The organism is Streptomyces sp. NPDC048197, assembly GCF_043202395.1.
Classification (GTDB): Bacteria; Actinomycetota; Actinomycetes; order Streptomycetales; family Streptomycetaceae; genus Streptomyces; species Streptomyces siderophoricus.
Genome location: NZ_JBIDAJ010000028.1, coordinates 19,957 through 43,236 on the forward strand (window position 1 = coordinate 19,957; position 23,280 = coordinate 43,236).

21 protein-coding genes are annotated in these 23,280 nt (G+C 73.2%); 7 read left to right on the forward strand and 14 right to left on the reverse strand.

Features of this window, described 5'->3' with window-relative positions; genetic code table 11:
- Window positions 1–34 precede the first annotated feature (34 nt).
- The 8 genes from ACGF4C_RS29095 to ACGF4C_RS29130 are packed head-to-tail and all read right to left on the reverse strand — an operon-like array spanning window position 35 to window position 8,609.
- Window positions 35–820: a DUF1684 domain-containing protein gene (locus ACGF4C_RS29095; protein ID WP_393569996.1), complete on the reverse strand. Its 786-nt coding sequence runs from the start codon at window positions 818–820 to the stop codon at window positions 35–37.
- Window positions 817–2,169, reverse strand: a complete 1,353-nt coding sequence (locus tag ACGF4C_RS29100; protein ID WP_393569998.1) for an NtaA/DmoA family FMN-dependent monooxygenase — start codon at window positions 2,167–2,169, stop codon at window positions 817–819. The genes ACGF4C_RS29095 and ACGF4C_RS29100 overlap by 4 nt, the downstream gene beginning before the upstream one ends.
- Window positions 2,166–3,191: an LLM class flavin-dependent oxidoreductase gene (locus ACGF4C_RS29105; RefSeq protein ID WP_393570000.1), complete on the reverse strand. Its 1,026-nt coding sequence runs from the start codon at window positions 3,189–3,191 to the stop codon at window positions 2,166–2,168. Before ACGF4C_RS29105 ends, ACGF4C_RS29100 begins: the two co-directional genes overlap by 4 nt.
- 26 nt (window positions 3,192–3,217) lie before the next feature.
- Entirely contained in the window at window positions 3,218–4,210 is a 993-nt protein-coding gene (locus ACGF4C_RS29110) for an ABC transporter substrate-binding protein (protein ID WP_393570002.1), read from the reverse strand.
- A 2-nt stretch (window positions 4,211–4,212) separates the two neighbouring features.
- Window positions 4,213–4,965: an amino acid ABC transporter ATP-binding protein gene (locus ACGF4C_RS29115; RefSeq protein WP_393570106.1), complete on the reverse strand. Its 753-nt coding sequence runs from the start codon at window positions 4,963–4,965 to the stop codon at window positions 4,213–4,215.
- 14 nt (window positions 4,966–4,979) lie between these two features.
- Window positions 4,980–5,879, reverse strand: a complete 900-nt coding sequence (locus ACGF4C_RS29120) for an amino acid ABC transporter permease (protein WP_393570004.1) — start codon at window positions 5,877–5,879, stop codon at window positions 4,980–4,982.
- Window positions 5,863–7,722: an FAD/NAD(P)-binding protein gene (locus tag ACGF4C_RS29125; RefSeq protein ID WP_393570006.1), complete on the reverse strand. Its 1,860-nt coding sequence runs from the start codon at window positions 7,720–7,722 to the stop codon at window positions 5,863–5,865. The genes ACGF4C_RS29120 and ACGF4C_RS29125 overlap by 17 nt, the downstream gene beginning before the upstream one ends.
- Window positions 7,719–8,609, reverse strand: coding sequence for an amino acid ABC transporter permease (locus ACGF4C_RS29130; protein WP_393570008.1), 891 nt, complete (start codon window positions 8,607–8,609; stop codon window positions 7,719–7,721). Before ACGF4C_RS29130 ends, ACGF4C_RS29125 begins: the two co-directional genes overlap by 4 nt.
- Window positions 8,610–9,110: 501 nt before the next feature.
- Here ACGF4C_RS29130 and ACGF4C_RS29135 point away from each other — a divergent pair.
- The 4 genes from ACGF4C_RS29135 to ACGF4C_RS29150 all read left to right on the forward strand — a co-directional run bounded on the left by ACGF4C_RS29135 (window position 9,111) and on the right by ACGF4C_RS29150 (window position 12,347).
- Window positions 9,111–10,199 (forward strand): LLM class flavin-dependent oxidoreductase, encoded by a 1,089-nt coding sequence (locus ACGF4C_RS29135; protein WP_393570010.1) that lies wholly within the window; start codon window positions 9,111–9,113, stop codon window positions 10,197–10,199.
- On the forward strand, window positions 10,196–10,702 hold the full coding sequence (locus ACGF4C_RS29140; protein ID WP_393570012.1) for a GNAT family N-acetyltransferase: 507 nt from the start codon (window positions 10,196–10,198) through the stop codon (window positions 10,700–10,702). The genes ACGF4C_RS29135 and ACGF4C_RS29140 overlap by 4 nt, the downstream gene beginning before the upstream one ends.
- Window positions 10,699–11,652, forward strand: coding sequence for an ABC transporter substrate-binding protein (locus ACGF4C_RS29145; protein ID WP_393570014.1), 954 nt, complete (start codon window positions 10,699–10,701; stop codon window positions 11,650–11,652). The genes ACGF4C_RS29140 and ACGF4C_RS29145 overlap by 4 nt, the downstream gene beginning before the upstream one ends.
- A 245-nt stretch (window positions 11,653–11,897) precedes the next feature.
- Entirely contained in the window at window positions 11,898–12,347 is a 450-nt protein-coding gene (locus ACGF4C_RS29150) for a cell division protein SepF (protein ID WP_362146234.1), read from the forward strand.
- A gap of 114 nt (window positions 12,348–12,461) precedes the next feature.
- On the opposite strand, the gene ACGF4C_RS29155 is transcribed toward ACGF4C_RS29150, so the two are convergent.
- Entirely contained in the window at window positions 12,462–13,694 is a 1,233-nt protein-coding gene (locus ACGF4C_RS29155; RefSeq protein WP_393570017.1) for an acyl-CoA dehydrogenase family protein, read from the reverse strand.
- 141 nt (window positions 13,695–13,835) lie between these two features.
- A complete protein-coding gene (locus ACGF4C_RS29160) occupies window positions 13,836–15,485 on the reverse strand; it encodes an MFS transporter (protein ID WP_393570019.1) in 1,650 nt (549 codons plus the stop codon).
- 211 nt (window positions 15,486–15,696) lie between these two features.
- Here ACGF4C_RS29160 and ACGF4C_RS29165 point away from each other — a divergent pair, with 211 nt between their 5' ends.
- Both ACGF4C_RS29165 and ACGF4C_RS29170 read left to right on the forward strand, forming a co-directional pair.
- Window positions 15,697–16,890 (forward strand): hypothetical protein, encoded by a 1,194-nt coding sequence (locus ACGF4C_RS29165; RefSeq protein ID WP_393570021.1) that lies wholly within the window; start codon window positions 15,697–15,699, stop codon window positions 16,888–16,890.
- A 307-nt stretch (window positions 16,891–17,197) separates the two neighbouring features.
- Window positions 17,198–18,235, forward strand: a complete 1,038-nt coding sequence (locus tag ACGF4C_RS29170; RefSeq protein ID WP_393570023.1) for a phosphatase PAP2 family protein — start codon at window positions 17,198–17,200, stop codon at window positions 18,233–18,235.
- Between the two features lie 152 nt (window positions 18,236–18,387).
- On the opposite strand, the gene ACGF4C_RS29175 is transcribed toward ACGF4C_RS29170, so the two are convergent.
- From ACGF4C_RS29175 to ACGF4C_RS29185, 3 genes are all read right to left on the reverse strand, one after another.
- Window positions 18,388–18,603, reverse strand: a complete 216-nt coding sequence (locus ACGF4C_RS29175; RefSeq protein WP_030414095.1) for an I78 family peptidase inhibitor — start codon at window positions 18,601–18,603, stop codon at window positions 18,388–18,390.
- A 478-nt stretch (window positions 18,604–19,081) separates the two neighbouring features.
- Window positions 19,082–20,071, reverse strand: coding sequence for a hypothetical protein (locus ACGF4C_RS29180; protein ID WP_393570026.1), 990 nt, complete (start codon window positions 20,069–20,071; stop codon window positions 19,082–19,084).
- The gene (locus ACGF4C_RS29185) at window positions 20,068–21,327 is read right to left on the reverse strand and encodes a glycosyltransferase family 4 protein (RefSeq protein WP_393570028.1); all 1,260 of its coding nucleotides are present in this window, start codon (window positions 21,325–21,327) and stop codon (window positions 20,068–20,070) included. The genes ACGF4C_RS29180 and ACGF4C_RS29185 overlap by 4 nt, the downstream gene beginning before the upstream one ends.
- A gap of 494 nt (window positions 21,328–21,821) precedes the next feature.
- On the opposite strand from ACGF4C_RS29185, the gene ACGF4C_RS29190 reads away from it, so the two are divergent.
- On the forward strand, window positions 21,822–22,103 hold the full coding sequence (locus tag ACGF4C_RS29190; protein ID WP_393570030.1) for a hypothetical protein: 282 nt from the start codon (window positions 21,822–21,824) through the stop codon (window positions 22,101–22,103).
- Here ACGF4C_RS29190 and ACGF4C_RS29195 read toward each other — a convergent pair.
- Window positions 22,049–23,149, reverse strand: a complete 1,101-nt coding sequence (locus ACGF4C_RS29195; RefSeq protein WP_393570032.1) for a transglycosylase family protein — start codon at window positions 23,147–23,149, stop codon at window positions 22,049–22,051. The two genes, ACGF4C_RS29190 and ACGF4C_RS29195, sit on opposite strands and share 55 nt — an antisense overlap.
- Window positions 23,150–23,280: the final 131 nt, after the last annotated feature.

Here is a 23,280-nt window from a genome sequence, read left to right on the forward strand (position 1 = left end):
GCGGGGTGACCCCGTCGGCCGGTCCTGGGACGGGTCAGCGGACGGTGGGGTTCCGCTCCCCCGCCCGCAGGGCGACCGACAGGGTGTTGCCGGGCGGCGGGAAGGGGCACAGGAAGTGGTCGGCGAACGCGCACGGCGGCAGCAGGATCCGGTTGAGGTCCACCGTGACGGTGCCGTCCGCGGCGGGCGCGGGCGGCCGCAGGAACCGGAAGCGGTAGCTGTCGGTGCCGCTGGTGGCGTCGGCGAGCACCGCCCACAGCGAGCCGTCGCCCTCGACCGCGACCTGCAGGGTGTGCTCGTCCCCTTCGAGGGTGAACGCGAGCTCCCCGGCGAGCCCCAGGCCCCGCCGCTGCCCGTCGGCGTTGCGCACCTGGATCGTGCGGCCCTGCGCGTACGGCCGGAAGAGACCCGGCCGCACCCAGCGCTCGTCGTGCTCGTAGACGTCGATGCCGGCGAACGACCGGCGGGCCTCCGACTGCGGGTCGAAGTCGCGCACCGCCCAGTCGCCGTCGCGGCGCAGCACCAGCAGATGCCGCTCGCCGGACGTCACCCGCGTCGAGGCGGGGTCCGCGTCCGGGCCGAGCCGGATCTCTCCGGCGGCCGGCCTGCCGTCGACGGTGAGTCCGTCGTCCGGCCCGGCCCGCAGTACGACCGCGTCGTCCTGGGCGGTCCAGTGGCCCGGCAGTCCCGCGATCCGGCCGTCGGGGTGGTCCGCCGGCCAGTGGGTGCCGGCCAGGGCGAGCGGGCCGTACGGCCCGCTGATCGCGGCGCGGCGCCGCTCGCGCCAGTCCTGCCACTCCTCGCGTGCGTCGGTGCTCATGCGGTGGGTCCCTTTCCTGCTGCGCGGCCGGGCTGCGGCGGCAGCCCCAGGTGGGAGCGGAGCGTCGTGCCGGTGTATGCCGTGCGGAAGACCCCGCGCTCCTGGAGGAGGGGTACCACCCGGTCGACGAACGGGTCGAGACCGCCCGGCGTCAGATGCGGCACCAGGATGAACCCGTCGGCGGCGTCGGCCTGCACGAAGGCGTCCATCTGCGCCGCGACGTCCTCCGGGGTACCGATGAAGGACTGCCGGCCGGTGGTCTCGATCACCGTCTCGCGCAGCGACAGTCCCTTGGCGCGGGACAGCGCCCGCCACTTGTCGGCGATCGCCTTCGGGTCGGCGATCCTGACCCGGCCCTGGGCCAGCTCGCTGCCGGGGTCCGGATCGAAGTCCGGCAGCGGCCCGTCGGGGTCGTACCCGGAGAGGTCCACGCCCCAGATCTGCTCGGCCGCGAGCAGCGCGTTCTGCGGGGAGACCTGCAGCCGGCGGATCTCGGCGGCGTGCTCCTGGGCCTCGGCGGCGGTGTCACCGAGGACGAAGGTGACGCCCGGCATGACCGCGAGGTGGTCCGGCTGCCGGCCGTACGCCGCGAGCCGGCGCTTGACGTCGGCGTAGAAGGCCCGGCCGGCTTCCAGGCCGCTGTGCCGGGTGAAGATGACGTCCGCGGTGGCGGCGGCGAACTCCCGGCCCTCGGAGGAGTCCCCGGCCTGGATGATGACGGGATGCCCCTGCGGGCTGCGCGGCACGGTGAACCCGCCGCGGACGGTGAAGTGTTGCCCGCGGTGATCGACCGGCCGGGGTGCCGCCCCGTCCGGCCAGGAGTCCCACAACTTCCGTGCCACGGCGACGAATTCGGCCGCCCGGGTGTACCGGTCGGCGCGGTCGAGGTAGCCGCCGCGGCGGAAGTTCTCGCCGGTGAAGGCGTCGGAGGTGGTGACCACGTTCCAGGCCGCCCGGCCGTCGCTGAGGTGGTCGAGGGAGGCGAGCCGGCGGGCGAGTTCGTACGGCTCGTTGAAGGTGGTGTTGACCGTGGCGGCCAGTCCCAGGTGCTCGGTGACCGCCGCCAGGGCGGCCAGCACGGTGAGCGACTCGGGCCGGCCGACCACGTCGAGGTCGTGGATCCGCCCCTTGTGCTCGCGGACCCGCAGCCCCTCGGCGAGGAAGAAGAAGTCGAACAGTCCGCGCTCGGCGGTACGGGCGAGATGCTCGAAGGAGGCGAAGTCGATCTGGCTGCCGGACCTCGGGTCGGCCCAGACGGTGGTGTTGTTGACGCCGGGGAAGTGGGCGGCGAGCCGGATCTGCTTGCGCGGGGGCGGGGTTGTGGGTGTCGCGGGGGTCGTCGGGGTCATGCGGTCTCCCTGGCGGAGGCGTAGCGGCCGGCCGGGCGGGGCAGGCCGAGGTGCTCGCGCAGCGTGCCGCCCGGGTGGCCGGGGCGCCCGAGCAGACCGCGTGCCCGGAGGACGGGGACGGTGGCCTCGACGAGCAGTGCGAGGTCCCGGCCGGGATCGGCGGGGCGCAGATGGAAGCCGTCGGCGGCGCCGGCCGCCCGCCAGTCCGCGATCAGGTCGGCGAGCCCGGCCCCGTCGGCCGCGTCGTCGAGTTCGACCGGCAGCGAGGCGAAGACCAGCAGGTGGCCGGGGTCGCGGCCGTGCCTGCGGGCGTAGCCGCGCAGCTCCTCGCGGACGGCCCGGGCGGTGGCCGGGTCCTCGACGCGGACCAGGGCGAGGTCGGCGTGGGCCGCGGCCACCTCGCGCGCCGGCTCGTCGGTGGCGTCCACCGCGATGACCGGGCGGCCCTGCGGGGGCCGGGGCACGATCGAGGGGCCGCGGACGGAGAAGGTGCGGCCGGTGAAGTCGACGTGGTGGAGCTTGTCCCGGTCGATGAACCGGCCGGTGGCGCGGTCGCGGATCTCCGCGTCGTCCTCCCAGCTGTCCCACAGCCGGGCCGCGACGTCGGCGACCTCGCCGGCCTCGGCCCAGACCTCGGCGGGCGGGGCGGCCGGCCGGCGGCCGAAGAGCGCGGCGTCGGCCTCGGTGGTGGAGACCTCGACGGCCCAGCCGGCCCGGCCGCGGCTGACCCAGTCCAGGGTGGCGACCGTGGTGGAGACGTGGAACGGCTCGGTGTGGGTGGTGGTGACGGTGGGGATCAGCCCGATGTGTTCGGTGGCGGGCGCGATCCGGGCGAGCACGGCCGGGGCGTCGAGGCCGGGGCGGCCGAAATCGTCGCCGAGGGTCACGAAGGTGAGGCCGCCGCGCTCGGCGAGCCGGGCGAGCGCGACGAGGTGCGCGGCGTCGTACGCGGCGTCGTGGGCGGCACCGCCGGACGGCTGCGGGGTGTCCAGCGCGACGGCCAGGTGCAGGGGGTGGGGCATGGGGTTCCTTTCCGGTCCGGCGCCGGTCAGTTGGCGGTCCTGGGCAGGCCGGGCGGGTTGATCCGCGAGGACGTGAGGGCCTCACCGGTGAGCCCCCAGCGGGCCAGCACCTTTCCGTAGCGGCCGTCGTCGATGACCTTCTGCAGCGCCGCGGCATAGGCCTTGACCAGTCCGCTGCCCTTCTTCGTGGTGGCGGCGATCTCGCCCCGGACGCTGCCGCCGCCGGAGAAGGTGCCGACGATCTCGGTCTGCCCGGCGGTGTTGACGTGGTACGCGGCGGTCGGGTTCGGGCCGAAGAAGCCGTCGAGGCGGCCGGACTGGAGGGCGAGGTAGGTGTCGGAGGGCTTGTGGAAGTACTTGATGTCGACCGGCTTGCGGCCGGCCTTCTCGTTCTCCCTGCTCCAGTCGACGAGGATCTTCTCCTGGTTGGTGCCGGAGTCGACCGCGATGGTCCTGCCCGCGACGTCCTTGGGGCCGCGGACCTTCCAGCCGCTGCCCTTCTTCGCCTCCATCGCGAGCTGGTCGAGCCGGTAGGTGGCGAAGTCGTACTTCTCCTTGCGCTCCTCGGTGACGGTGACGTTGGAGAAGACCGCGTCGAGCTTGCCGCTGTCCAGGCCGACGAAGAGGTTCTCCCACGACAGCGGGTCGAAGCGGGGCTTGAGGCCGAGGGTGTCGGCGACGAGGGTGGCGATGTCGTCCTCGACGCCGATGAGGGTCTTGTCGTCGGTGGCGTGGAAGGTCAGCGGGGGGCTGCCGTCGGCGCTCACGCCGATCCGCAGCTCACCGGTCCCGCGGACCCGGGCGGGCACCAGCGCGGCGATCTTGGGGTCCTTGACGCCGTGGATGCGGTGCTGGTCCGGGCCGATGTTGATCTTGACGCCATGGGCGCCGGTGACGGCGTTCCCGGCGTCGTCGCCGCTGCCCGCGGCCGCGCCGCCGCAGGCGGTGAGCAGTACGGAGCCGGCGGCGAGGGTGAGGGCGGTGGTCAGGGTGCGGCGGGGCAACGGATGTCTCCTCATGTTCACAGGACCTTGGAAAGGAAGGACGCGGTGCGCTCATGGCGCGGGTGGTCGAGGACCTGGCCGGGCGGGCCCTGTTCGACGATCCGTCCGCCGTCCATGAAGACGACGGTGTCGGCGACCTCGCGGGCGAAGCCGATCTCATGGGTGACGATGATCATCGTGGTGCCCCGGCGGGCCAGGTCCCGGATGACGTCGAGGACTTCACCGACCAGCTCCGGGTCGAGCGCGGAGGTCGGCTCGTCGAAGAGCAGCAGCTTCGGTTCGAGGGCGAGCGCCCGGGCGATGGCCACCCGCTGCTGCTGGCCGCCGGAGAGCTGCCGCGGGTAGGCGTCCGCCTTGTCGGCGAGCCCGACCCGGTCGAGCAGCGCCCGGGCGGCCGCCTCGGCCTCCTTCTTCGGGCGGCCGAGCGCGGAGACCGGGGCCTCGGTGATGTTCGCCAGCACGGTCAGGTGCGGGAAGAGGTGGAAGTTCTGGAAGACGAAGCCGATACCGGTGCGCTGCTTGAGGATCTCCCGTTCCCGCAGCTCGTGCAGCTTGTTGCCGGACCTGCGGTACCCGACCAGCGCGCCGGCCACGCTCACCGAGCCGCCGTCGACCTTCTCCAGGTGGTTGATGGTGCGCAGCAGGGTGGACTTGCCGGAGCCGGACGGGCCGAGGACGACGGTGACCTCGCCGGCCCGGACCGTCAGGTCCACTCCCATCAGGACGTCGAGCGAGCCGTAGCTCTTGTGGACCGAGCGGACGTCGACCATCACGGTCTGCGTGCTCATCGGGTGGCTCCCTTGGCGAAGTGGCGTTCCACGTAGTGCTGGAGGACGGAGAGCACGGTGGTGAGGAGGACGTACCAGGCGGTGGCGACCATCAGCAGGGGCACGACCCGGCCGTTCCGTCCGTAGATGACCTGGACCTGGTAGAAGAGCTCGCCGATCGCCATGACGGAGACGATCGAGGTGCCCTTGAAGAGGGAGATGACCTCGTTGGTGGCGTTGGGCAGGATCGAACGCGCGGCCTGCGGCAGCACGATGCGGCGCAGCTGGCGCAGCCGCGGGATGCCGAGCGCGGCGGCCGCCTCCAGCTGTCCGCCGTCCACCGCGAGCACCCCGCCGCGCACGATCTCGGCGGCGTACGCGGCCTGGTGCAGCGCCAGGCCCAGCACCGCCGCGCCCATCGCCCCGACCAGCCCCATGGTGTCGAAGTGGAAGAAGCCGGGCCCGAAGGGGATGCCGAAGTCCAGCCGCTTGTAGAGGTAGGCGAGGTTGAACCAGAACAGCAGCTGGACGATGAGCGGGATGGAGCGGAAGGCCCAGATGTAGCCGAAGGCGACCCAGCGCAGGAAGGGGCTGGCGGACAGCCGCATGAAGGCCAGCACGATGCCCAGGGCGAAGCCGAGGGCGGTGCCGTAGACGGTCAGCTGGAGGGTGACCCAGACCGCCTTGAGGACCGTCTCCGCGGTGAAGAACTGTGCGAACACCGGCCATTCCCAGGCCGGGTTGGTGACCAGTCCGTGCACGAACTGCGCGATCAGCACGGCGGTCACCGCAATCGCGGCCCACCGCCAGGGGTGGCGTACGGGGACGACCTTCAGGGTGGCCGGATCGTCGGCGGCCGGTGGTCCGGCCCGCTCGGGGGCCGTCCGGGCGGCGGGTGGGTCAGTGGTCAGCGGCATGGGTGTCCTCGGGGGTGGGTGCGGTACGGGGGGTGGGGACGGGGACGGGGGCGGGGGCGGGGGCGGGGGCGGGCCGGGCGGCCCGGTCGCGGAGGAAGGTGAGCAGCGCCCGCGCGGTGGCGTCGTTCTGCCGGAAGGCGGGGGCGTTGGTACCGGGACGGGAGAAGGCGCCGCCGGCCCGGGCATCGGTGTGCGGGCCGAGGGCGAAGCGGCGCGGATGCGGGAGGCCGGCCCGGTCCAGGATCCGGCCGTCGGCGGGGTCGACCGCCAGCAGCCCGGCCGGGGTCGCGGCCGCGCCCTCGGCGTACAGGGAGCGGAGCAGGGCGTCGCGGGTGTGCGCCACGGTCGGTTCCGGCAGCCGGGCCTCGACCAGCGCCCGGGCCGTCACCGACTCCCCCGGCACGCTGGGGCTTTCGGCGCGGAACAGCCCGCGCCGCGGGTCGGCGGTGACGGTGGTGTCCGCGCCGAGGAAGCGCACCACACCGGCCCGGGAGAGCGCGAGCAGCTGGCGCAGCCGCGGTCCCGGCGGGCCGGAGGCGAGGTAGCTGAAGAAGCCGTGCCACCAGGGGCCGAGGTCGCCGAGCCGGACCAGCTGGCCGTAGACCGACAGCAGCGCGAGGAAGACCGCGAGGTCGGGGCTGTGCGCGGGGTCGTGGCGGCGGGCGAGGTCGGCCTCGATGTAGCCGCGCAGCCCCTCCTGCAGCGCCTCGGCGTCGGGGTGGCGCAGGCCGGCCAGCGGATGGTCCAGCGCCGCCAGGTCCAGCCGGTCGGCGGGGTCCGGGACGGCCGCGCCGACCAGGGCCTGGAGGGCGGCACTGCCCGAGTCGGCGGCGGCGTACTTCTCCTCGAAGTCGGGCCAGGCCATCCGGGTGCGGTCGGCGTGCGCGGTGAACAGCCGGTGGTAGTGGGCGAAGCCCAGCTCCTTGTCGATCAGCGGCCGGACGTCGCGCCGGAAGCTGATCCCGCCGGGCCGGGCGAGGAGTTCGTCCACCTGGGCGGGCCCGAAGAACCGGGGCAGCGGCGGCCGTTCACCGCTCGGCGGGTAGCCGATCTTGGAGTGGTACGGGACGCCGCGCCGCGAACCGACGTGCAGCACGGGCTCGCGGCCCGAGGGCCGGTAGGTCAGCCGCCCGTCCCGGCCGGTGGTGTACGTGCCGCCGCGGCCCTCGGTCAGCAGCACCATCAGGTCGATGAAGGCCAGCCCGAAACCACGCACCAGCACCCGTTCGCCGGGCCGGAGGGCGCTCAGATCGCTGTCGGCGGTGAAGGCGGGTGGCAGGTAGGTGAGCCCGTGCCGGACCGCGAATTCCGCGAACCCCGCCTGTTCCGGCGGGAGTTCGGCGTCGAGGTGGCCGAGGGTGAGGACGACGAGGTCGGCCAGGAGCGGCGCCGGGCGGCCGGCCAGCCACACCTGCTGCCGGCCCTCGCGCGACCCGGAGACCCGTACCGCGGTGCCCCGGTGCTCATGGACGGTGACGGCGGGCGGCAGCGCGGCCACCGACCGCTCGTACACCCAGCGCAGATACGCGCCCTGCCGCTGCCGGCTCAGGAACGCCTGCCCGTCGGCCCCGGTCCACTCGGCGAGGGTGGGCCCCGGCCGCACCGGACCGGCCTGCTCCACCGTCTCGTCGGTGAACATCGTGACGTCCTCGGCCATGGAGTTCATCCAGAGCAGCGGGGACTGGTCGTGGCGCCAGATGCGGCCGCCGCCGGGCGGGTGCGGATCGACGAGGTGGATGTCCAGGGGCCGGTCGCCGTACAGCTCGGGGAGGTTGGCGGCCAGCCGCTCCAGGACGCCGGTGCCGCGCGGGCCGGCCCCGACGATGACGAGCGAGGCGTTCACCGGGCACCGGCCGTACCGCGGGCGTAGTGCCGCTCGACGAAGAACTGACCGGCGCCGAGCACGGAGGTGACCACGATGTACCAGAGGGTGGCGACCAGCAGCAGCGGGATGACCTGATAGGTGCGGTGGTAGACCAGCTGCACGGAGTAGAGCAGGTCCTGCACGGCGATGACACTGACGATGGAGGTGCCCTTGAGGGTGCCGATCAGCATGTTGCCGGCCGGTGGCACGATCGCCCGCATGGCCTGCGGCAGCACGATCCGGCGCAGCCGCCGCCAGGCGCCCAGCCCCAGCGACTGGGCGGCCTCCAGCTGGCCCTTGTCGACCGACAGGATGCCGCCGCGGACCACTTCGGCGGCGTAGGCGGCCTCGTGCAGGGTCAGCCCGACGACCGCGATGCCGACCGGGCCGAGCAGATTGACGGTCCGCACGCCGAGGATCGTCGGGTAGAGCGCCCCGATGTTGAACCAGAACAGCAGCTGCACCAGGATCGGCATGGACCGGAAGAGCCAGACGTAGCCCCAACTGACGCCGCGCAGCACGGGATTGTCGGACAGCCGCATGGCCGCGAGCAGGGTGCCCAGCGCGAAGCCGAGGACCATGACGGCCACGGTCAGCCAGAGCGTCAGTCCCAGGCCGCGCAGGACGGCGGTGGTCAGGAAGTAGTCGGCGACCACGTCCCATTGGAAGGCGTCGTTGCGGACGACGGAGACCAGGGCCAGCGCCAGCAGAACGAGGACGACGGCGGCCGCGGCCCGCCGGCCGGTGCGCCGGCGCGGCACGATGCGCAACGCGGCGGGGTCCGGGGAGTCGGGGGTGTCGGGGGGCGCCGCGGCGGGTGCGGCCGGGGCGTCGAGGGTGTCGGAAACGGGGTCGACCAAGGGCATGCGAAGGCTCCGTGGATGCCGAGAGCGAGCACGGGCTCCGGCGCCTTCACACGAACGAGCAGGCCGCGCCCCTCAGCACGACCGGCTCTTGAGGCTATGGGGTCAACACGCCGGGTTGTCAAGGCCGTCCGCACTGTGAGCGAGGGATCACGTCGCAGTTGACGTGGAAACGGATGCCTGTTCCACTTGTCGGCATGTACGCATGGCAGCGGCTGGTCACCCGCGACCACATCGACTTCGGTCGTGTGTGGTCGGCGTCCTGTTGAGCTGACCCCCTGCCCTGCGGCCCGTCGCCGATAAGGCCGGGCCCCTTCCGCGGTTCTCCTTCTCCTCCCGCCGCGCGCCTTCACACGCCGCGCCGCTTCTTCGGCGCCCCCTCCCCTCGCTCCACCCGCTTCACCACGCCTCCCTCCCCTCCCGGGGCCCTGCGCCCTTTCCTCCCTTCCTTCCTTCCTTCCTCCCTTCCTTCCTCCCTCCGTCCCGCTCGCAGAAGGGCGCGGTATGCGCTTCGGCGTCATGACTCTGATCGACAACGTCCCGGACGCGCTGTCCGGGCGCCTCCTCTCTCCCCACGAACGGCTCCGCGAGGTCGTCGAACTCGCGGTTCTGGCCGAGGAGTTGGGGTTCGACGCGTTCGGCGTCGGGGAGCGGCACGGTGCGCCGTTCCTGTCCAGCTCGCCGCCCGCGGTGCTGGGCGCGATCGCCGCCCGGACCCACCGGATCCGGCTGTTCACCACCGTCACCGTGCTGTCCACCCTGGACCCGGTACGCGTCGCCGAGGACTACGCCACCGTCGACCAGCTCTCCGGCGGCCGGCTGGAGCTGACCATCGGCAAGGGCAACGCGCCCGAGCCCTGGCACCTCTTCCACCGCGATCCGGAGGACCAGTACGCGCTCCAGGAGGAGAACTACGAACTGCTGCGCCGGCTGTGGAGCGAGGAGCAGGTCACCTGGTCGGGCCGGTTCCGGCCGCCGCTGAAGGACGCCACGGTGCTGCCCCGCCCGTTCCGGCGGCCGCCCACGATCTGGCACGGCAGCGCCACCAGCGAGCGTTCGGTGGAGCTGGCGGCACTCTGGGGCGATCCGGTCCTCGCGGCCAACGTCATCCAGCCGGTGGCCAATTACGCCAAACTGATCGACCACTACCGGGCCCGCTGGGCGGACTACGGGCACGATCCGGCGGCCGCGCTGGTCGGCTCGGGCGGCACGCTCTACGCGGCGGCCGACGACCGCACCGCCCGCCGGGAGTTCGCGCCGTACTACGAGACGGCGGTCGCCGCGCGCGACGTGCCGGGCAACAACACCCCGTTCCGCACCCTGGACGAGGCCGCCGACCACGGGCCGGCGCTGGTCGGTTCGCCCGCGCGGATCGTCGACAAGATCCGGTCGCAGCACCTCGCCTACGGCCATGCGCTGCAGTTCTTCTCCGTGGACGGCGCCGGGCTGCCGTTCGCCCGCAAGGCCGAGGTGCTGCGGCTGGCCGCCGCCGAGGTGCTGCCCCGGCTGCGCCACGAGCTGCCCGACCCACTGCCCTGGCCGTCGCCCGCACCGGCCGCGGCACCGGAACCGGCCGCGGAGGCGGCCCGATGACCACCACGCCCCGGCCCCTGGCGGACAGCCGTCTGACGGTGCGGCACACCACCGTCACCGATCCCCTCGCCCGCCCGCTGCTGGACGAGCTGACCCACGAATACAGCACGCGCTACGAGAAGCCGGTCGATCTCGGCCTGGAGTACCCGGCGGAGGAGTTCGCCCCGCCCGGCGGCGCGTTCCTGCTGCTGCTTGCGGACGGCGAGCCGGTGGCCGGCGGGGCGTACCGCCGCCTCGACGCCCGGACCGCCGAACTCAAGAGGATCTGGACGCACTCCGCGCACCGCCGGCGCGGACTGGGCCGGCGGGTCCTCGCCGCCCTGGAGCAGCACGCCGCGGCCCGCGGCTACACCCGTATCCACCTGACCACCGGTCCGCGCCAGCCCGAGGCCAAGGGCCTCTACCTCGCCGTGGGCTACCGGCCGCTGTTCGACCTGTCCGCCGACCCGGAGTCGATCGGCCCGCTGCCGTTCGAGAAGCACCTGGAGAGCCCGCGCCCATGACCACCGCCACGCCCCGCACCACCGCACTGCGCGCCACGGCCCTGCTGGCCACCGCCGTCCTGGCGCTCACCGCCTGCGGCCCGGGCGACCCGTCCGACGGCACCGGCGCCACCGGGCCGGCCGCCGCGCACGCCAAGATCCCCACCACCGACGTGGTCTCCGGCGTCACCAAGGACCCGGCGGCGGCGAAACTGCTGCCCGCCGAGGTCCGCAAGCGCGGCACCCTCGCGCTCGCCGCCAGCGTCGGCACCCCGCCCGGCGCCACCTACCTGCCCGACGGCACGACACTGGCCGGCCAGGACATCGACTTCGCGGACGCGGTCGGCAAGGCCCTCGGGCTGCGGATCCACCGCGAGGTGGCGAGCTTCGAGGCGATCCTGCCGGCCCTCGGCAGCGGCAAGTACGACGTGGGCACCGGCAACTTCGGCGTCACCGACGAGCGCCGCAGGACCATCGACTTCGTCACGTACGTCAACGACGGCCAGGGCTTCGCGGCCCGCAAGGACAGCCCGCTGAAGAAGGTCACCTCGCTGAAGCAGCTGTGCGGACTGACCGTCGCCACCGGCGCGGGCACCACCTTCGAGGCGACGCTGGAGCAGAACCGGCACCTGTGCACGGCGTCCGGCAAGAAGCCGTACGACGTCAGGACCTTCGCCGAGCAGGGAGCGCTGTGGATCTCCCTCCAGCAGGGCCGCAGCGACGTGGTGATGAGCACCATCAACGGGCTGAGGTACGCCGTCGAACAACAGCCCGGTCTGAAGTTCCTCAATGAGTTCAAACGGCTCGACGTCGGCTTCGCGTTCAAGAAGGGCACCCCGCTGGCGCCCGCCTTCCAGGCCGCGGTCAACCATCTGAAGAAGGACGGCACCTACGACCGGATCCTGAAGAAGTGGGGCACCGGGCCCTCGGCGATCAAGACGTCGCAGATCAGCCCGCCGGAGATCAAGTAGACAGGCGGATCAGGCCGGGGACCGGCCCGGCCACTTGCCGTCACCACTCGGTCGGATACCGATCGTTACGCTCTTCATACAGTCAGTTTCCTTATAGGGCGCGGAAGCTGATGGCGCGCCACCCTCTTTGCACCAGATGTGTCACGAACCCCCCGTGCGGCCGCTATCCACTTGGCACTCTGTCGGCCTGATGGACGACGATAGGGGCAGGAACACACGCAGACCACGGGTGAGAGGAGGCGTCAATGGGATCGGTGCGCAAGGCGAGTGCCTGGCTTGGCCTCGTCGACGACAATGATGACGAGCGCTACTACGACGACGACTACGCCGAGGGACCCGATGCCGCCGGCCCGGGTGGCAACCCCTGGGTGACCGACCCCCGGGTCCGGGTGGCCGACGAGGCCGCCCAGGACCAGGGCACCCGCATCGCCACGGTCACCCCGGAGAGCTTCCGGGACGCCCGTGGCATCGGCGAGCTGTTCCGGGAGGGCGTCCCGGTGATCGTCAACCTGACGTCCATGGAGTCCGCCGACGCCAAGCGGGTCGTGGACTTCGCGGCCGGCCTCACCTTCGGCCTGCGCGGTTCGATCGAGCGGGTCGCCACCCGGGTCTTCCTGCTCACCCCCGCCGACTACCGGGTGCTCAGCGGCGAGACCCGCGACCACCGCAACGGCGGCTTCTTCAACCAGAGTTGAGCGACGTCCCGGCGCTTCCGGCCGGGGCCCGGGGGTTGCCCCCCCCGGATGTTGCAGCAACCAGAGTTGAGGGCAGGGCCGGTCACCGGGCGGTGCCGGCGCCTGCCGGGTCGCTCACCGGAAGGCGTCCAGCCCGGTGAGCGCCTTGCCCAGCACCAGCTGGTGCATCTCGACGGTGCCCTCGTAGGTGAGCACCGATTCGAGGTTGGTGGCATGCCGCATGACGGGGTACTCCAGCGAGATCCCGTTGGCGCCGAGGATCGTCCGGGACGTGCGGCAGATCTCGATCGCCTCCCGGACGTTGTTCAGCTTGCCGAAGCTGATCTGCTCGGGGCGCAGCCGCCCCGCGTCCATCCGCATGCCCAGGTGGTGGGCCAGCAGGATCCCCTTGTGCAGTTCGACGGCCATGTCGGCGAGCTTGGCCTGGGTCAGCTGGAAGCCACCGATCGGCTTGCCGAACTGCTCCCGGGTACGGGAGTAGTCCAGCGCCGCCTCGAAGCTGGCGCGGGCCGCGCCCATGGAACCCCAGACGATGCCGTAGCGGGCGTGGCTCAGGCAGCCGAGCGGGCCGCGCAGACCGGTGACGCCGGGGAGCACCGCGTCGGCCGGCAGCCGCACCTCGTCCATGACGAGTTCGCTGGTCACCGAGGCGCGCAGGGACCACTTGTGCTTGATCTCGGGGGCCGAGAAACCCGGGGCGTCGGTGGGTACGACGAAGCCGCGGATGCCGTCGTCGGTGCGGGCCCACACCACCGCGACGCCGGCCACCGAGCCGTTGGTGATCCACATCTTGCGGCCGGTCAGCACCCAGTCGTCGCCGTCCTTCTTGGCGTACGTCCGCATGGCGGCCGGGTCGGAGCCGTGGTCGGGCTCGGTCAGGCCGAAGCAGCCGATGGTCTCGCCGGCCGCCATCGCCGGCAGCCACTGCTGCTTCTGCTCCTCGGAGCCGAAGCGCCAGATGGCGTACATGGCGAGCGAGCCCTGTACGGAGACCAGCGAGCGGATGCCGGAGTCGGCGGCCTCCAGTTCCAGGCAGGCCAGGCCGTACTGGACGGCGGAGGCGCCGGCGCAGCCGTAGCCGGTCAGCGACATGCCGAGGGCGCCGATCGCGCCGAGTTCCCGGGCCAGTTCGCGGATGCCGGGGAGTTCGCCCGCCTCGTACCACTCGGCGATGTGCGGCAGGACCCGGTCGGCGGCCCACTGGCGGACGGTGCCGCGGACCGCGCGGTCCTCGTCGGTGAGCAGGTCGTCGATGCCCAGCGGATCGCCCGGGTCGAACGGCGGAACCGTCGAAGAAGGTGAAGAACCCGAAGAAGCTGAGGATGCTGAGGACGGCTTGGCTGACATGCGGGCCTCCGGCGGGTGCAGCGCGCGCGAATAAAACTAGCAGTGGTAGTTATGCAGCGCGTCCGACGGTACGGCCCGCGGTGCCGCGCGGCAAGGGCCAACGCCGCGCGGCGGAACGGAAAGAGAGCGGGGGCCGGAGCCTCAGCGGCCGGAGCCGGCCGGGGCGGGCTTGCCGGTGCCGCGCCCGGCGCCCGCCGGGGCGCCCTCCGCGGTGCCGGTGTCGCCCTCGGCCCGCTCGGTGGACTCCGCGGCCCGGCGCGGCAGCCGCAGCGCGATGCCCGCACCGACCAGCAGCAGCACGGCGCTGGCGACGAGGGTGATGTGCAGCCCGCGGACGAAGGAATCACGGGCCGCGATCCGCAGCGCCTCCTTGGCGCTCTCGCCCAGGCCCGCGGCGACCTTGTACGCCTCGCCCAGGGAGTGCGCGGCGGACGCGGACGTCTTCGCGGGAACCCCGTCGACATGCGTCAGGCCGGGGGCGTAGGCGGCGTTCATGACGCTGCCGAGCAGCGCGACGCCGATGCCGGCACCGAGCTGGTAGGAGGTCTCACCGATGGCCGCGGCGCCGCCCGACTGCTCGGCCGGGGCCTCGCTGAGCATCGACTCGTAGGCGCCGAACAGCGTGGACTGGAAGCCGAAGCCGAGCAGCACGAAGCCGCCGGACAGCAGCCACGGGCGGTCGTGGCTGGTCATCGCGGTCAGGCAGAGCACCGCGGCGGCGGTGAGCACGAAACCGAACGAGACCATCGCCCGCGGGCCGAGTGCCTGCAGCAGCTTCGAGCCGGTGAGGCCGGCCGCCATCGCGGCGAAGACCAGGGGCAGCATCCGCAGCCCGGTCTCCAGGGGGCTCAGCCCCAGGACGAGCTGGAGGTACTGGACGGCGATCAGCTGGAGGCCGACCAGGGCGAGCATGGCCAGCACGATGCAGCCGACGGAGGTGCCGAACGCCGGCCGGGCGAACAGCCGCATGTCGATCAGCGGGTGGGTGAGCCGGCGCTGGCGCCGTACGAAGAGCAGCAGCAGGGCGACGCCGAGCGCGATGGGCAACAGCGTGGTCGGTCCGACGAGGGCCGCGCCGCTGCCGATCCGCTTGACGCCGAGCACGATGCCCAGCACGCCGCCCGCCGCGACGACCGCGCCGATCACGTCCCAGGGGCCGTTGCGCTCGCCACGCGACTCCGGCAGCAGCCACCGCCCTATCAGGAGCATCGCCGACATCATCGGGATGTTGATCAGGAAGACCGAGCCCCACCAGAAGTTCTCGACGAGGAACCCGCCGAGGACCGGGCCGACCGCGGCGCCGACCGCGGCCACCGCGCTCCACACGCCGATGGCGACCGCACGCTCCCGCCGGTCGGGGAAGACCTGCCGGAGGATCGACAGCGTCGCGGGCATGATCATCGCGCCGCCGATGCCGAGCAGGGCGCGCGCCGTCATCAGGATCTGCGGATTGGGGGCGAGCGCGGCGACGGCCGAGGCCAGGCCGAACAGGCCGTAACCGAGCAGGAGGACGCGGCGGCGGCCGACGCGGTCGCCGAGCGTGCCGAAGAGGATCAGCAACGAGGCCGCGATCAGCGGGTAGATGTCGACGATCCAGAGCAGCTCGACCGGTCCCGGCCGCAGGTCCTCGGTGACCGAGGGCACGGCGACGTAGAGGATCGTGGTGTCCAGCGCGACGAAGAGCAGGCTCACGCAGAGCACGATCAGCACGGTCCAGCGGTTCACACCGCCGCCTGGAAGCCGGGGAACACCAGCCGTCCGTCCCTTGCCGGACGCGGTCGTCCCGGACATGCAGCACCTCCAGTCATGCTCTCGCGGCCACGGATCAGGGCGCGAAAAACGCCCCGGGGGAACCGGCGGCACGGGCGAGTAAGGACGTCAGACTACGCGAGTCCCCGGGGCTGCCGCGTGGCTCACCTCACGATGAGACGCTCATCGCAGTGCCGGACGTTCCCCCTCCGCCCGTCGTCCGGCATTTCCGGAGACCTGGATAATCGTCCAGATGAACGATCTTGCCTCGGCCGCGGTTCCCGGCCGGACCGCACGGGACGGCGCCGCCGTGGTCGCCGCACTGCGCCGGGCCGCGCCCGCGCTGGCGGCGTACGCCGCGGTCCGGCTGCTCGGACTGCTGGTGCTCGGCATCTGGTCGGCCGCGAACGGCAAGGACTGGCACACCCTGCTCACCGCCCGCTGGGACTCGCTCTGGTACACCCGGGTCGCCGAGCAGGGCTACGGCTACAGCGTTCAGCTGGCCAACGGCGATGTGCACTCCAACCTGGCGTTCTTCCCGCTGCTGCCGTGGCTGGAGCGCGGCCTGTCGGCGCTCACGCCGCTGTCGGCCGCGGACGCCGGGATGGCGGTGGCCTGGTCGGCGTCGCTGGCCGCGGCCTGGGCGCTGTACGCGACCGGTGAGCGGCTGCACGGGCCGCGGGCCGGGATCGCGCTGGCGGCGCTGTGGGCCGCGCTGCCGGTCGGGATCGTGCAGTCGATGGCGTACTCGGAGGCGCTGTTCACCGCGCTCGCCGCCTGGGGCGTGTACGCCGTGCTGACCGGGCGCTGGGTGACGGCGGGAGTGCTGGCCTCACTTGCCGGGCTGACCCGGCCGGTGGGCGCGGCGGTGGTCACGGCGGTGTGGATCACCGCGGCGGTGACCCTGTGGCGCGAGCGGGCGGCGGGCGTACGGCTGCGCGCGGCGCTCCGCTCCCACCCCGGTATGGCGGCCGGGGTGCTGCTCGCGCCGCTCGGCTGGTGCGGCTACTTCGTATGGGTGGGAATCCGGCAGGGCTCGGCCACCGGCTATCTGGACGTCCAGGGCGGCTGGGGCAACGGCTTCGACGGCGGCGTCGCGTTCGCGGAGTTCATCGGGCAGCAGCTCGCCGGCCCGTCCTTCGCGGCCGGTCTCGGGCTGCTGACCGGCGTGGGACTGGTGATCTGGCTGTACGTCCACGGGGTGCGGCGCGGCCAGCCGCTGCCGCTGGCGGTCTACGGCGGGCTGGTGCTGCTGCTGGCCCTGACCGCCAAGGGCTACTTCGGGTCCAAGCCGCGGCTGATGATGCCGGCCTACCCGTTGCTGCTGCCGCCGGCGGCGGCACTGGCCCGGTGGCGGCCGGCCTGGTCCTGGCTGGTCATCGGGGCGGTGGCGGCGGGGTCCGCGGTCTACGGGGCGTTCTGGCTGAACGGATCGGGCCCGCCGTGATCCGGCCGCGACCACAAAGATCAACTTCTTCCGGCCGGCAGCCGGATGATCCTCTTCCGCGATCCCGGCGGCGAGGAAACATCGTCCGACGCCCCGGCAAATAGCCGATAAACTCCCTCCGGAGAAAAGCAGATAAGGCGCTCGACAGACCGACACGCGGACGACCGGAAGGGATTGAGAATCCCGCGGAATTCCCTTCCAAATCCCGCCGTCGAAGCCCCGATTGAGACCCATTCCACATCACATCGTCATTACAAAGCGCACAGTTTGACCAAGCGCCTACATCACAGGCGGTAACGTCGATTGAGTGCGTACCGATGAGAAGAAGCTCGACCAGATGGAGGAGCGCCCGACCGATCGCGCCCGGCCACCCCAGATGACCCGGACCCGCCTGTGGCTGTTCGGCGGCACCCTGGCGGTGTACGTGGCGATCGTGGTCGGAGTGCTGACCACTTCCTGGCTGGTCACCTTCGACTGGCAGGTCATGTTCTTCAGGCCGTACAAGCAATGGCCTGCGATCCACGCCTTCCTCGACTACTTCGTGGTGCTCGGCCAGCGCGGCCCGACCGCGGTGGCGGTGGCAGCCTGGCTGGGCTGGCGCTGCTGGCGCCAGCGCAACCTCCACCCGCTGCTGGTGCTCGGCGCCTCACTGCTGCTGCTGAACATCACGGTGGGCGCCGCGAAGCTGGGCATGGGGCGGCTCGGTCCGCACTACGCGACGACCGTCGGCGCCAACGAGATGTGGCTGGGCGGCGACATATTCCCCTCGGGTCACACCGCGAACGCCGTGGTCACCTGGGGCGTGCTGGCCTACCTGGCGACCACCTCGCTGCGCCGCCGCACGCTGTCGGTGATCGCCGCGCTGGGCGCGCTGGGCGTCGGCATGACGACCGTCTACCTCGGTACCCACTGGGTCAGTGACGTGCTGCTCGGCTGGGCCGCCGGCCTGCTGGTGCTGCTGACCATGCCCTGGCTGGAGCCCGGCGTCACCTGGGTCGAGGACCGCCTCATGGGCATCCTGCTGCGGCTCTGGCTGCGGCTGCGCCCCGATTCGCTGCGCGGCCCGCTGCCGGCCGGCTCGCTGGCCCCCGGCCTCTCCCGGCAGCGCCTCGCCCCGGACGGCGAGGTGCTGGTCCGCGAGACCATCGGCGCCACCACGGGCGGCCGCCCGGCCACCCGCGCCCCCGAGGGCTGGCCGCACCACGCGTCGCGCCCGTACACCATCCGGTCGGAGCGCAGCCCCGTCACTCCCGCGGGCAGCCGGCGGCCGCCGCATGCGGACCGCGTCCCGCGCACGACCCCGATCGGCCCGACGTCCGCGCGCGGCCGCAACACCGGCGGCTGACCGCCCCACCAGCCGCGGGGCCGGTACGCACACACCCCACCCCGCAGCGAAGGCCCCGGCCGCTCCCTCCGAGCGGCCGGGGCCTTCGTCGTTCTTCCGTCTCGTTCCGTCGTTGTTCCGTCGTCGTTCCGGGTGCGGTGTGCCGCCGGTGCTCAGCCCGGCCAGCAGCGGTGGACCACGTTGTCCTTGACCTCGAAGTTGAGCCGGCCGGCGACGTACTCCATGGTGATCACCGTGCCGGGCGGCAGCGCGCGGACGGTGCTCCAGCCGCGCCCCCGGGCCCGCTCCTCGGCGTCCTGCTGCTCCAGACCGACATAGGTCCGGACGTCGTCCTCGGGGTTGGTCGGAAAGTCGGGTACGTCACTCATGACAGCCACCGTAGGCGCCCCTACCGGGCCCGCGGAAGGCCCGTCCGGCGCACACCCCGGTGACTTCCCGGTCCGTCATTGGTCACACTTGTGTCACAGCCGGCGTTGTGGCGTTTGCCGGAACTTCCGTCACCCGTACGCGCCGCGTGACGGCGCAACCGGGTGGAAAATAAAACCGGCGGAATTCCGCCGTGATCGGATACGAAACGGACACGGCCGCTCCGGACACCGGGCAGCACCGGCCGGAAATTAATCCACGGCCGGCAGCGGATTCCCCCTTATCGGACGCCCATTCCTGGCCACCGGGAATTTGGCGCAGGCAGCACACTCCATACACATTTCCCGCACATCGCCCGACCGGAAGCGGGGGCAGCGGGGGCGGACGGGCAGGCGTGGGCGGACGTGGGCGGGCATGCGGAAGCCCGGCCGGCGTCCTGCCGACCGGGCTTCCACGGCTCCGGCCCGGTGCGCGACCGGCTCAGCCCGCGTCCGGGCCGGCGACCCGGACGGCCAGGTCGTTGTCGAGCGTGTAATACGGGCCGATGCGGAGCTGTGCCGCGCCGGCGGACACCGGCATCGCGGGGTAGCTGAACACCTGCTTCTTGTCCGCGACGTCGTCGAGCAGCCGGGCGATCCGGACCGGGTGGGCGCCCTCCGCGGGGCGCAGCCACAGGTCCCAGGGCTCGGTGCCGTGCTCCCAGCGGGCTGCCAGCTCCTCGTAGGGCAGCGTGAAGCAGAACTCCGGGCCGTCGACGGTGAGCGGGACGGTGACCGGCGCCGGGGCCGCCTCCGGGGAGCCGGCAGCGCGCCGGGCGCGCGCCTCGGCCAGGGCGCCGGCCGCCGGGGCGGCACCGTAGAGCCGCCCGGAGACCGTCATGCCGTCCGGTGTGACGAGGATGTCCCCGGCCTCCGCGTGCGGTCCGCGCAGCCAGCTGCGCAGCGCGAGGTTGCCGAGCTTGGTCGCGTACGGGATGCGGACCCCGAGCCGGCCGATGCCGGCCAGCGGACGGCGGTCCACCAGCGACCGCAGGTCGTTGAGGCCGGGCTGCAGGCGCCGCAGGGCGTCGCCGTCGCCGAGGTCCGCGTAGGCGTTCCAGCGGCCCTCGCCGAGCGCGACGGTGCTGGGCAGCACGGCCCGCAGCCGGCCGGCGCCGTTCGGGCCGAGCGGCAGCCGGACCTCGTCGTCCGCGCCGTCGCCGCCGCGCCGCCGCAGCACCAGCGCCGCGCTCCAGGCGGGCGCGGTGTCCTGCGGGGCGGTCAGGTCGAAGGTGAGGCCACCCGCGGAGTCCGCGATGCAGTCGGCCCGCAGCTCGGCGGGCGCGGCCGGGCCGTCCGCCCGCTTCCGCCGCCCGGCCCGCCGTTCGCGTCCGTCGGGTGCCCCGCCGCTCCCGGCCGTGGCTTCCTGATCGATGGCGGCCGACTCCTTCGTCTCGTCTCCGGTCCAGCTCAACTGGCGCGACGCGGTCATGCCGTGCGCACCCCTCTCAGCGCGGCGCGGGCCGCGTCCTTGGTCGCGTAGGCGCCGCTGAGCAGCGCTCCCCGGGCGCGGTGCAGACCGCCGTGCAGCCAACTGGCGCGTCGGCGCGCCAGCAGGTCGCCGAAGAGCGCCTCATGGCGCGCGGCGATCCGGGCCGGGTCGAAGCGGGCGGAAGCGGCGAGGGCGGCGGCGCCCATCCGGCGGCGGGCCCCGTCGTCGCCGATCAGCGTCAGCAGCACACCGGCCATCGCCTCCGGGTCGCCGACCGGCACCAGCCGGCCGTCCACCCCGTCGCTGATGATCTCGCCGGGGCCGTGCGGGCAGTCCGTGGCGACGACCGGCAGTCCGCACCGCATCGCCTCGACGATCGTCATGCCGAACGCCTCCATGCTGGAGGAGACCGCCGCTATCGAGCCCTTGGCCCACTCGGCCTCCAGGGGGTGGGCCGGGCCCATCAGGAAGACGTGGTTGTACAGCCCGAGTTCGTCGATCAGCGACCGCAGCGCGGCCTTCTCGGCCCCGCCGCCGTAGATCCGCAGCCGCCAGTCCGGGCGCTCGGCGACGACCCGGGCGAAGGCCCGGACCAGGACGTCGTACCGCTTGACGGGGGCGAGCCGGCCGGCCGCGACGACGACCTTCCCGGTGCCGTCGGCGGGCGGCAGCGCCGGTGCGGGCACGCCGTTGGGCACCGCCTCGACGCGGACGCCCGGCAGCCGCAGGCCACGGCGGTAGGCGCGGGCGTCGGCCTCCGTGACGGTGGTGACCGCGTCCAGCCGCGGATAGGCCCCGCGCAGCGCCAGTTTGAGCGCCCGGCTGTGGGTGTCGAGGGTCAGATGTTCCTGGCCGATACGGACCGGGCCGCGCCGCGTCTGCCGGGCGAGGTGCACATTCAGCCCGGGCCGGGTGCCGACCACCACATCGGCCTCGATCCGGCGCAGGTGCTGGGCTATTCGCCGGTCGGTGAGCTCGCTGTACTGGTCGTAGCGGCGCTCCGCGGCCGGGAAGACCTTGGCGGGCCGGGCGTGCGCCGGGTCGCTGCCGTCGTAGCGGGGGCCGGATTCCCTGAGGTCGACGAGGTGCCGCAGCACGACCCGCGGTCCGGGGTCGAAGACGGGGGTGTCGCGGTGGCGCAGGGCCGACACGATCTCGACGTCGTGCTGCTCGGCGAGCGTACGCGCCAGCGTGCACGTCGTACGGATCGTCCCCCCGATGCCGTAGGCGTTGTGAATCAGGAATGAGATGTGCATCGTCCCTGTGTCCCCATGGTCTTCCGGTCGTCCCGCTCTCCCTGCGGTCGCCGCGCGCACCCCTCCCCCGCGCAAGGCATCCCTTTTCTGAACGCGAAGACCGCACAAGCTGGTTCCGGGTTGGGGGCTTTCGCCAAGATGTGCCGAAACAGTTAGGCCATCGGTAGCGGCGGTACGGAACCTCGCCCCCCGAAATCCCGTCGCCCCCCGTCCCCTTGTCGCAGTACGGCCTGGTGGCGGCGGAAGGCCACACTCCGCCGCCCGCGTGTCGGTCATTCTCCGCCGCGGCCGCCCCCGGATTCTGTCCGGATCCGGCCCGGGATCCGCCTTGCCGGGGCCCCGCCCCAACCGGAAGCCTGTACGGGGCCGTTGCGGCGCCCGGCGTCCTACGCCGGGGCACGGTGGGGCACTTCGGCTGCTCGAACGGGGGAGCAGCCGAACCGCGACGGTCCGGCCCGCACCGGGGGAGGTGCCGGGCCGCCGAGGAGGTACCGGTGAGGATCGGACGATGGGGCACCGCGGTCGCGGCCGCGTTACTGGCGGTCGGCGGCCTCGTGGCGGCGGGCCCGGCGAGCGCGGCCGACCAGGACGGCGGCGCACCGGCACCCCGGCCCCCCTCGGGCCACTGGGCCCGGTACGACACCTTCTCCAACTCCCTCGCCGGCCGGACCGAATGCCGCGCCACCGGCGAGACCGGCCGCCGCCAGGGCCACTGGCCCGCCTACTCCTGCGACTCCGCGGTCTTCACGACCGAGTTGACGGTCTGGCTGCCCTGAGACGACGCGCCGACGGGTCGGGCACCGCCCTGAGGCGGCAGCCCGCCCGCCGGGGCCCCCGACGGCGCCGCACCGCCCGCCGGGGCCTGCTGAGACGCCGAACCGGCCGTCGTGACCGCCGGTGACGTTGCCGGTGACACCGCACCGCCCGTCGGGGGCCCCGGTGGCACCACCCCACCGGGCCGGTCGCCTTGAGGCGGCGGCCCGCCCGACGCAATCCCAGGCGGCATCGCGTCGACCGTCTTGGTCAGCGGGGGCACCAGGTCGTCCGGCTTGGCCACTGGAGGCACCGCATCGACCGGCTTGACCACCGGGGGCACCAAGTCCACCGTCTTCGCCACCGGGGGCACCACATCCACCGGCTTGACCAACGGGGGCGCCCCCTCATTCTCGTTCCGGCTCGGGGCCACCGGGGCGGGGCCGGTGGGCTGTCGGGCCGGAACGGCTTCCGGGGGCTCCGGCGGTCCCGGGATCCGCAGTGTGAGGCCGGCCTTCAGCCGGTGCGGATCGGCGCCCAGGACCTTGCGGTTGGCCTTGTAGAGCGCCCGCCAGCCGCCCTTGACGCGCAGGCTGCGGGCGATCGTGCCCAGTGTGTCGCCGCGCCGGACGACATAGGTCCGGTCCTCGCTGATCAGCCCGTAGCGCCTGGCGCAGACCGGCCAGGCGCCCCAGCCCTGCGCGGCCTGCACCTTCTTCGCGACCTGGATCTGCTCCTTACGGGTCGCGAGGTCGGCCCGCCGCGCGAAGGCCAGCCCGCCGAACGCCTCCCAGGTGGGCTGCCAGAACTGCAGGCCGCCGTAGAAGGTGTTGCCGGTGTTGATGTGCCAGTCGCCGCTGCTCTCGCACTCCGCGAGGCAGCCCCAGGGCCAGTTGTTGCCGGCGCAGGCGTGGCGGGCCCGCACCGGCGCGGGCGCGCCGCCGCCGTCGTAGGGGAGCTCGGCGGCGGCGCCGGGCGGGCACAGACCGAGGACGAGTGCGGCGGCCGCCGCGGTGAGCGACCCGACGGTTCCCACGACACGCCGTGCGGCCGAAGAGTTGTCCGACATAGCCGGTGACGGTAGGCAGGCACCCCCGGCCGGCTCGCGCGCCGCGCCCGCGAGGGCCCGGTCCCACCCGCTCCGGTGTACGGAACGCGCCCGACTGCGCCATTCCTTGCCCAGAACATGTCCGTACGTGA

Bases quoted from the DNA above. Each gene is read 5' to 3' on its own strand.
- ACGF4C_RS29095 (WP_393569996.1), bottom strand. From the start codon at position 820: ATGAGCACCGACGCACGCGAGGAGTGGCAGGACTGGCGCGAGCGGCGC.
- ACGF4C_RS29140 (WP_393570012.1), top strand. From the start codon at position 10,196: ATGACCACCACGCCCCGGCCCCTGGCGGACAGCCGTCTGACGGTGCGG.
- ACGF4C_RS29110 (WP_393570002.1), bottom strand. From the start codon at position 4,210: ATGAGGAGACATCCGTTGCCCCGCCGCACCCTGACCACCGCCCTCACC.
- ACGF4C_RS29105 (WP_393570000.1), bottom strand. From the start codon at position 3,191: ATGCCCCACCCCCTGCACCTGGCCGTCGCGCTGGACACCCCGCAGCCG.
- ACGF4C_RS29165 (WP_393570021.1), top strand. From the start codon at position 15,697: ATGAACGATCTTGCCTCGGCCGCGGTTCCCGGCCGGACCGCACGGGAC.
- ACGF4C_RS29185 (WP_393570028.1), bottom strand. From the start codon at position 21,327: ATGCACATCTCATTCCTGATTCACAACGCCTACGGCATCGGGGGGACG.
- ACGF4C_RS29115 (WP_393570106.1), bottom strand. From the start codon at position 4,965: ATGGTCGACGTCCGCTCGGTCCACAAGAGCTACGGCTCGCTCGACGTC.
- ACGF4C_RS29135 (WP_393570010.1), top strand. From the start codon at position 9,111: ATGCGCTTCGGCGTCATGACTCTGATCGACAACGTCCCGGACGCGCTG.
- ACGF4C_RS29180 (WP_393570026.1), bottom strand. From the start codon at position 20,071: ATGACCGCGTCGCGCCAGTTGAGCTGGACCGGAGACGAGACGAAGGAG.
- ACGF4C_RS29160 (WP_393570019.1), bottom strand. From the start codon at position 15,485: ATGTCCGGGACGACCGCGTCCGGCAAGGGACGGACGGCTGGTGTTCCC.
- ACGF4C_RS29100 (WP_393569998.1), bottom strand. From the start codon at position 2,169: ATGACCCCGACGACCCCCGCGACACCCACAACCCCGCCCCCGCGCAAG.
- ACGF4C_RS29175 (WP_030414095.1), bottom strand. From the start codon at position 18,603: ATGAGTGACGTACCCGACTTTCCGACCAACCCCGAGGACGACGTCCGG.
- ACGF4C_RS29120 (WP_393570004.1), bottom strand. From the start codon at position 5,879: ATGCCGCTGACCACTGACCCACCCGCCGCCCGGACGGCCCCCGAGCGG.
- ACGF4C_RS29155 (WP_393570017.1), bottom strand. From the start codon at position 13,694: ATGTCAGCCAAGCCGTCCTCAGCATCCTCAGCTTCTTCGGGTTCTTCA.
- ACGF4C_RS29150 (WP_362146234.1), top strand. From the start codon at position 11,898: ATGGGATCGGTGCGCAAGGCGAGTGCCTGGCTTGGCCTCGTCGACGAC.
- ACGF4C_RS29145 (WP_393570014.1), top strand. From the start codon at position 10,699: ATGACCACCGCCACGCCCCGCACCACCGCACTGCGCGCCACGGCCCTG.
- ACGF4C_RS29130 (WP_393570008.1), bottom strand. From the start codon at position 8,609: ATGCCCTTGGTCGACCCCGTTTCCGACACCCTCGACGCCCCGGCCGCA.
- ACGF4C_RS29195 (WP_393570032.1), bottom strand. From the start codon at position 23,149: ATGTCGGACAACTCTTCGGCCGCACGGCGTGTCGTGGGAACCGTCGGG.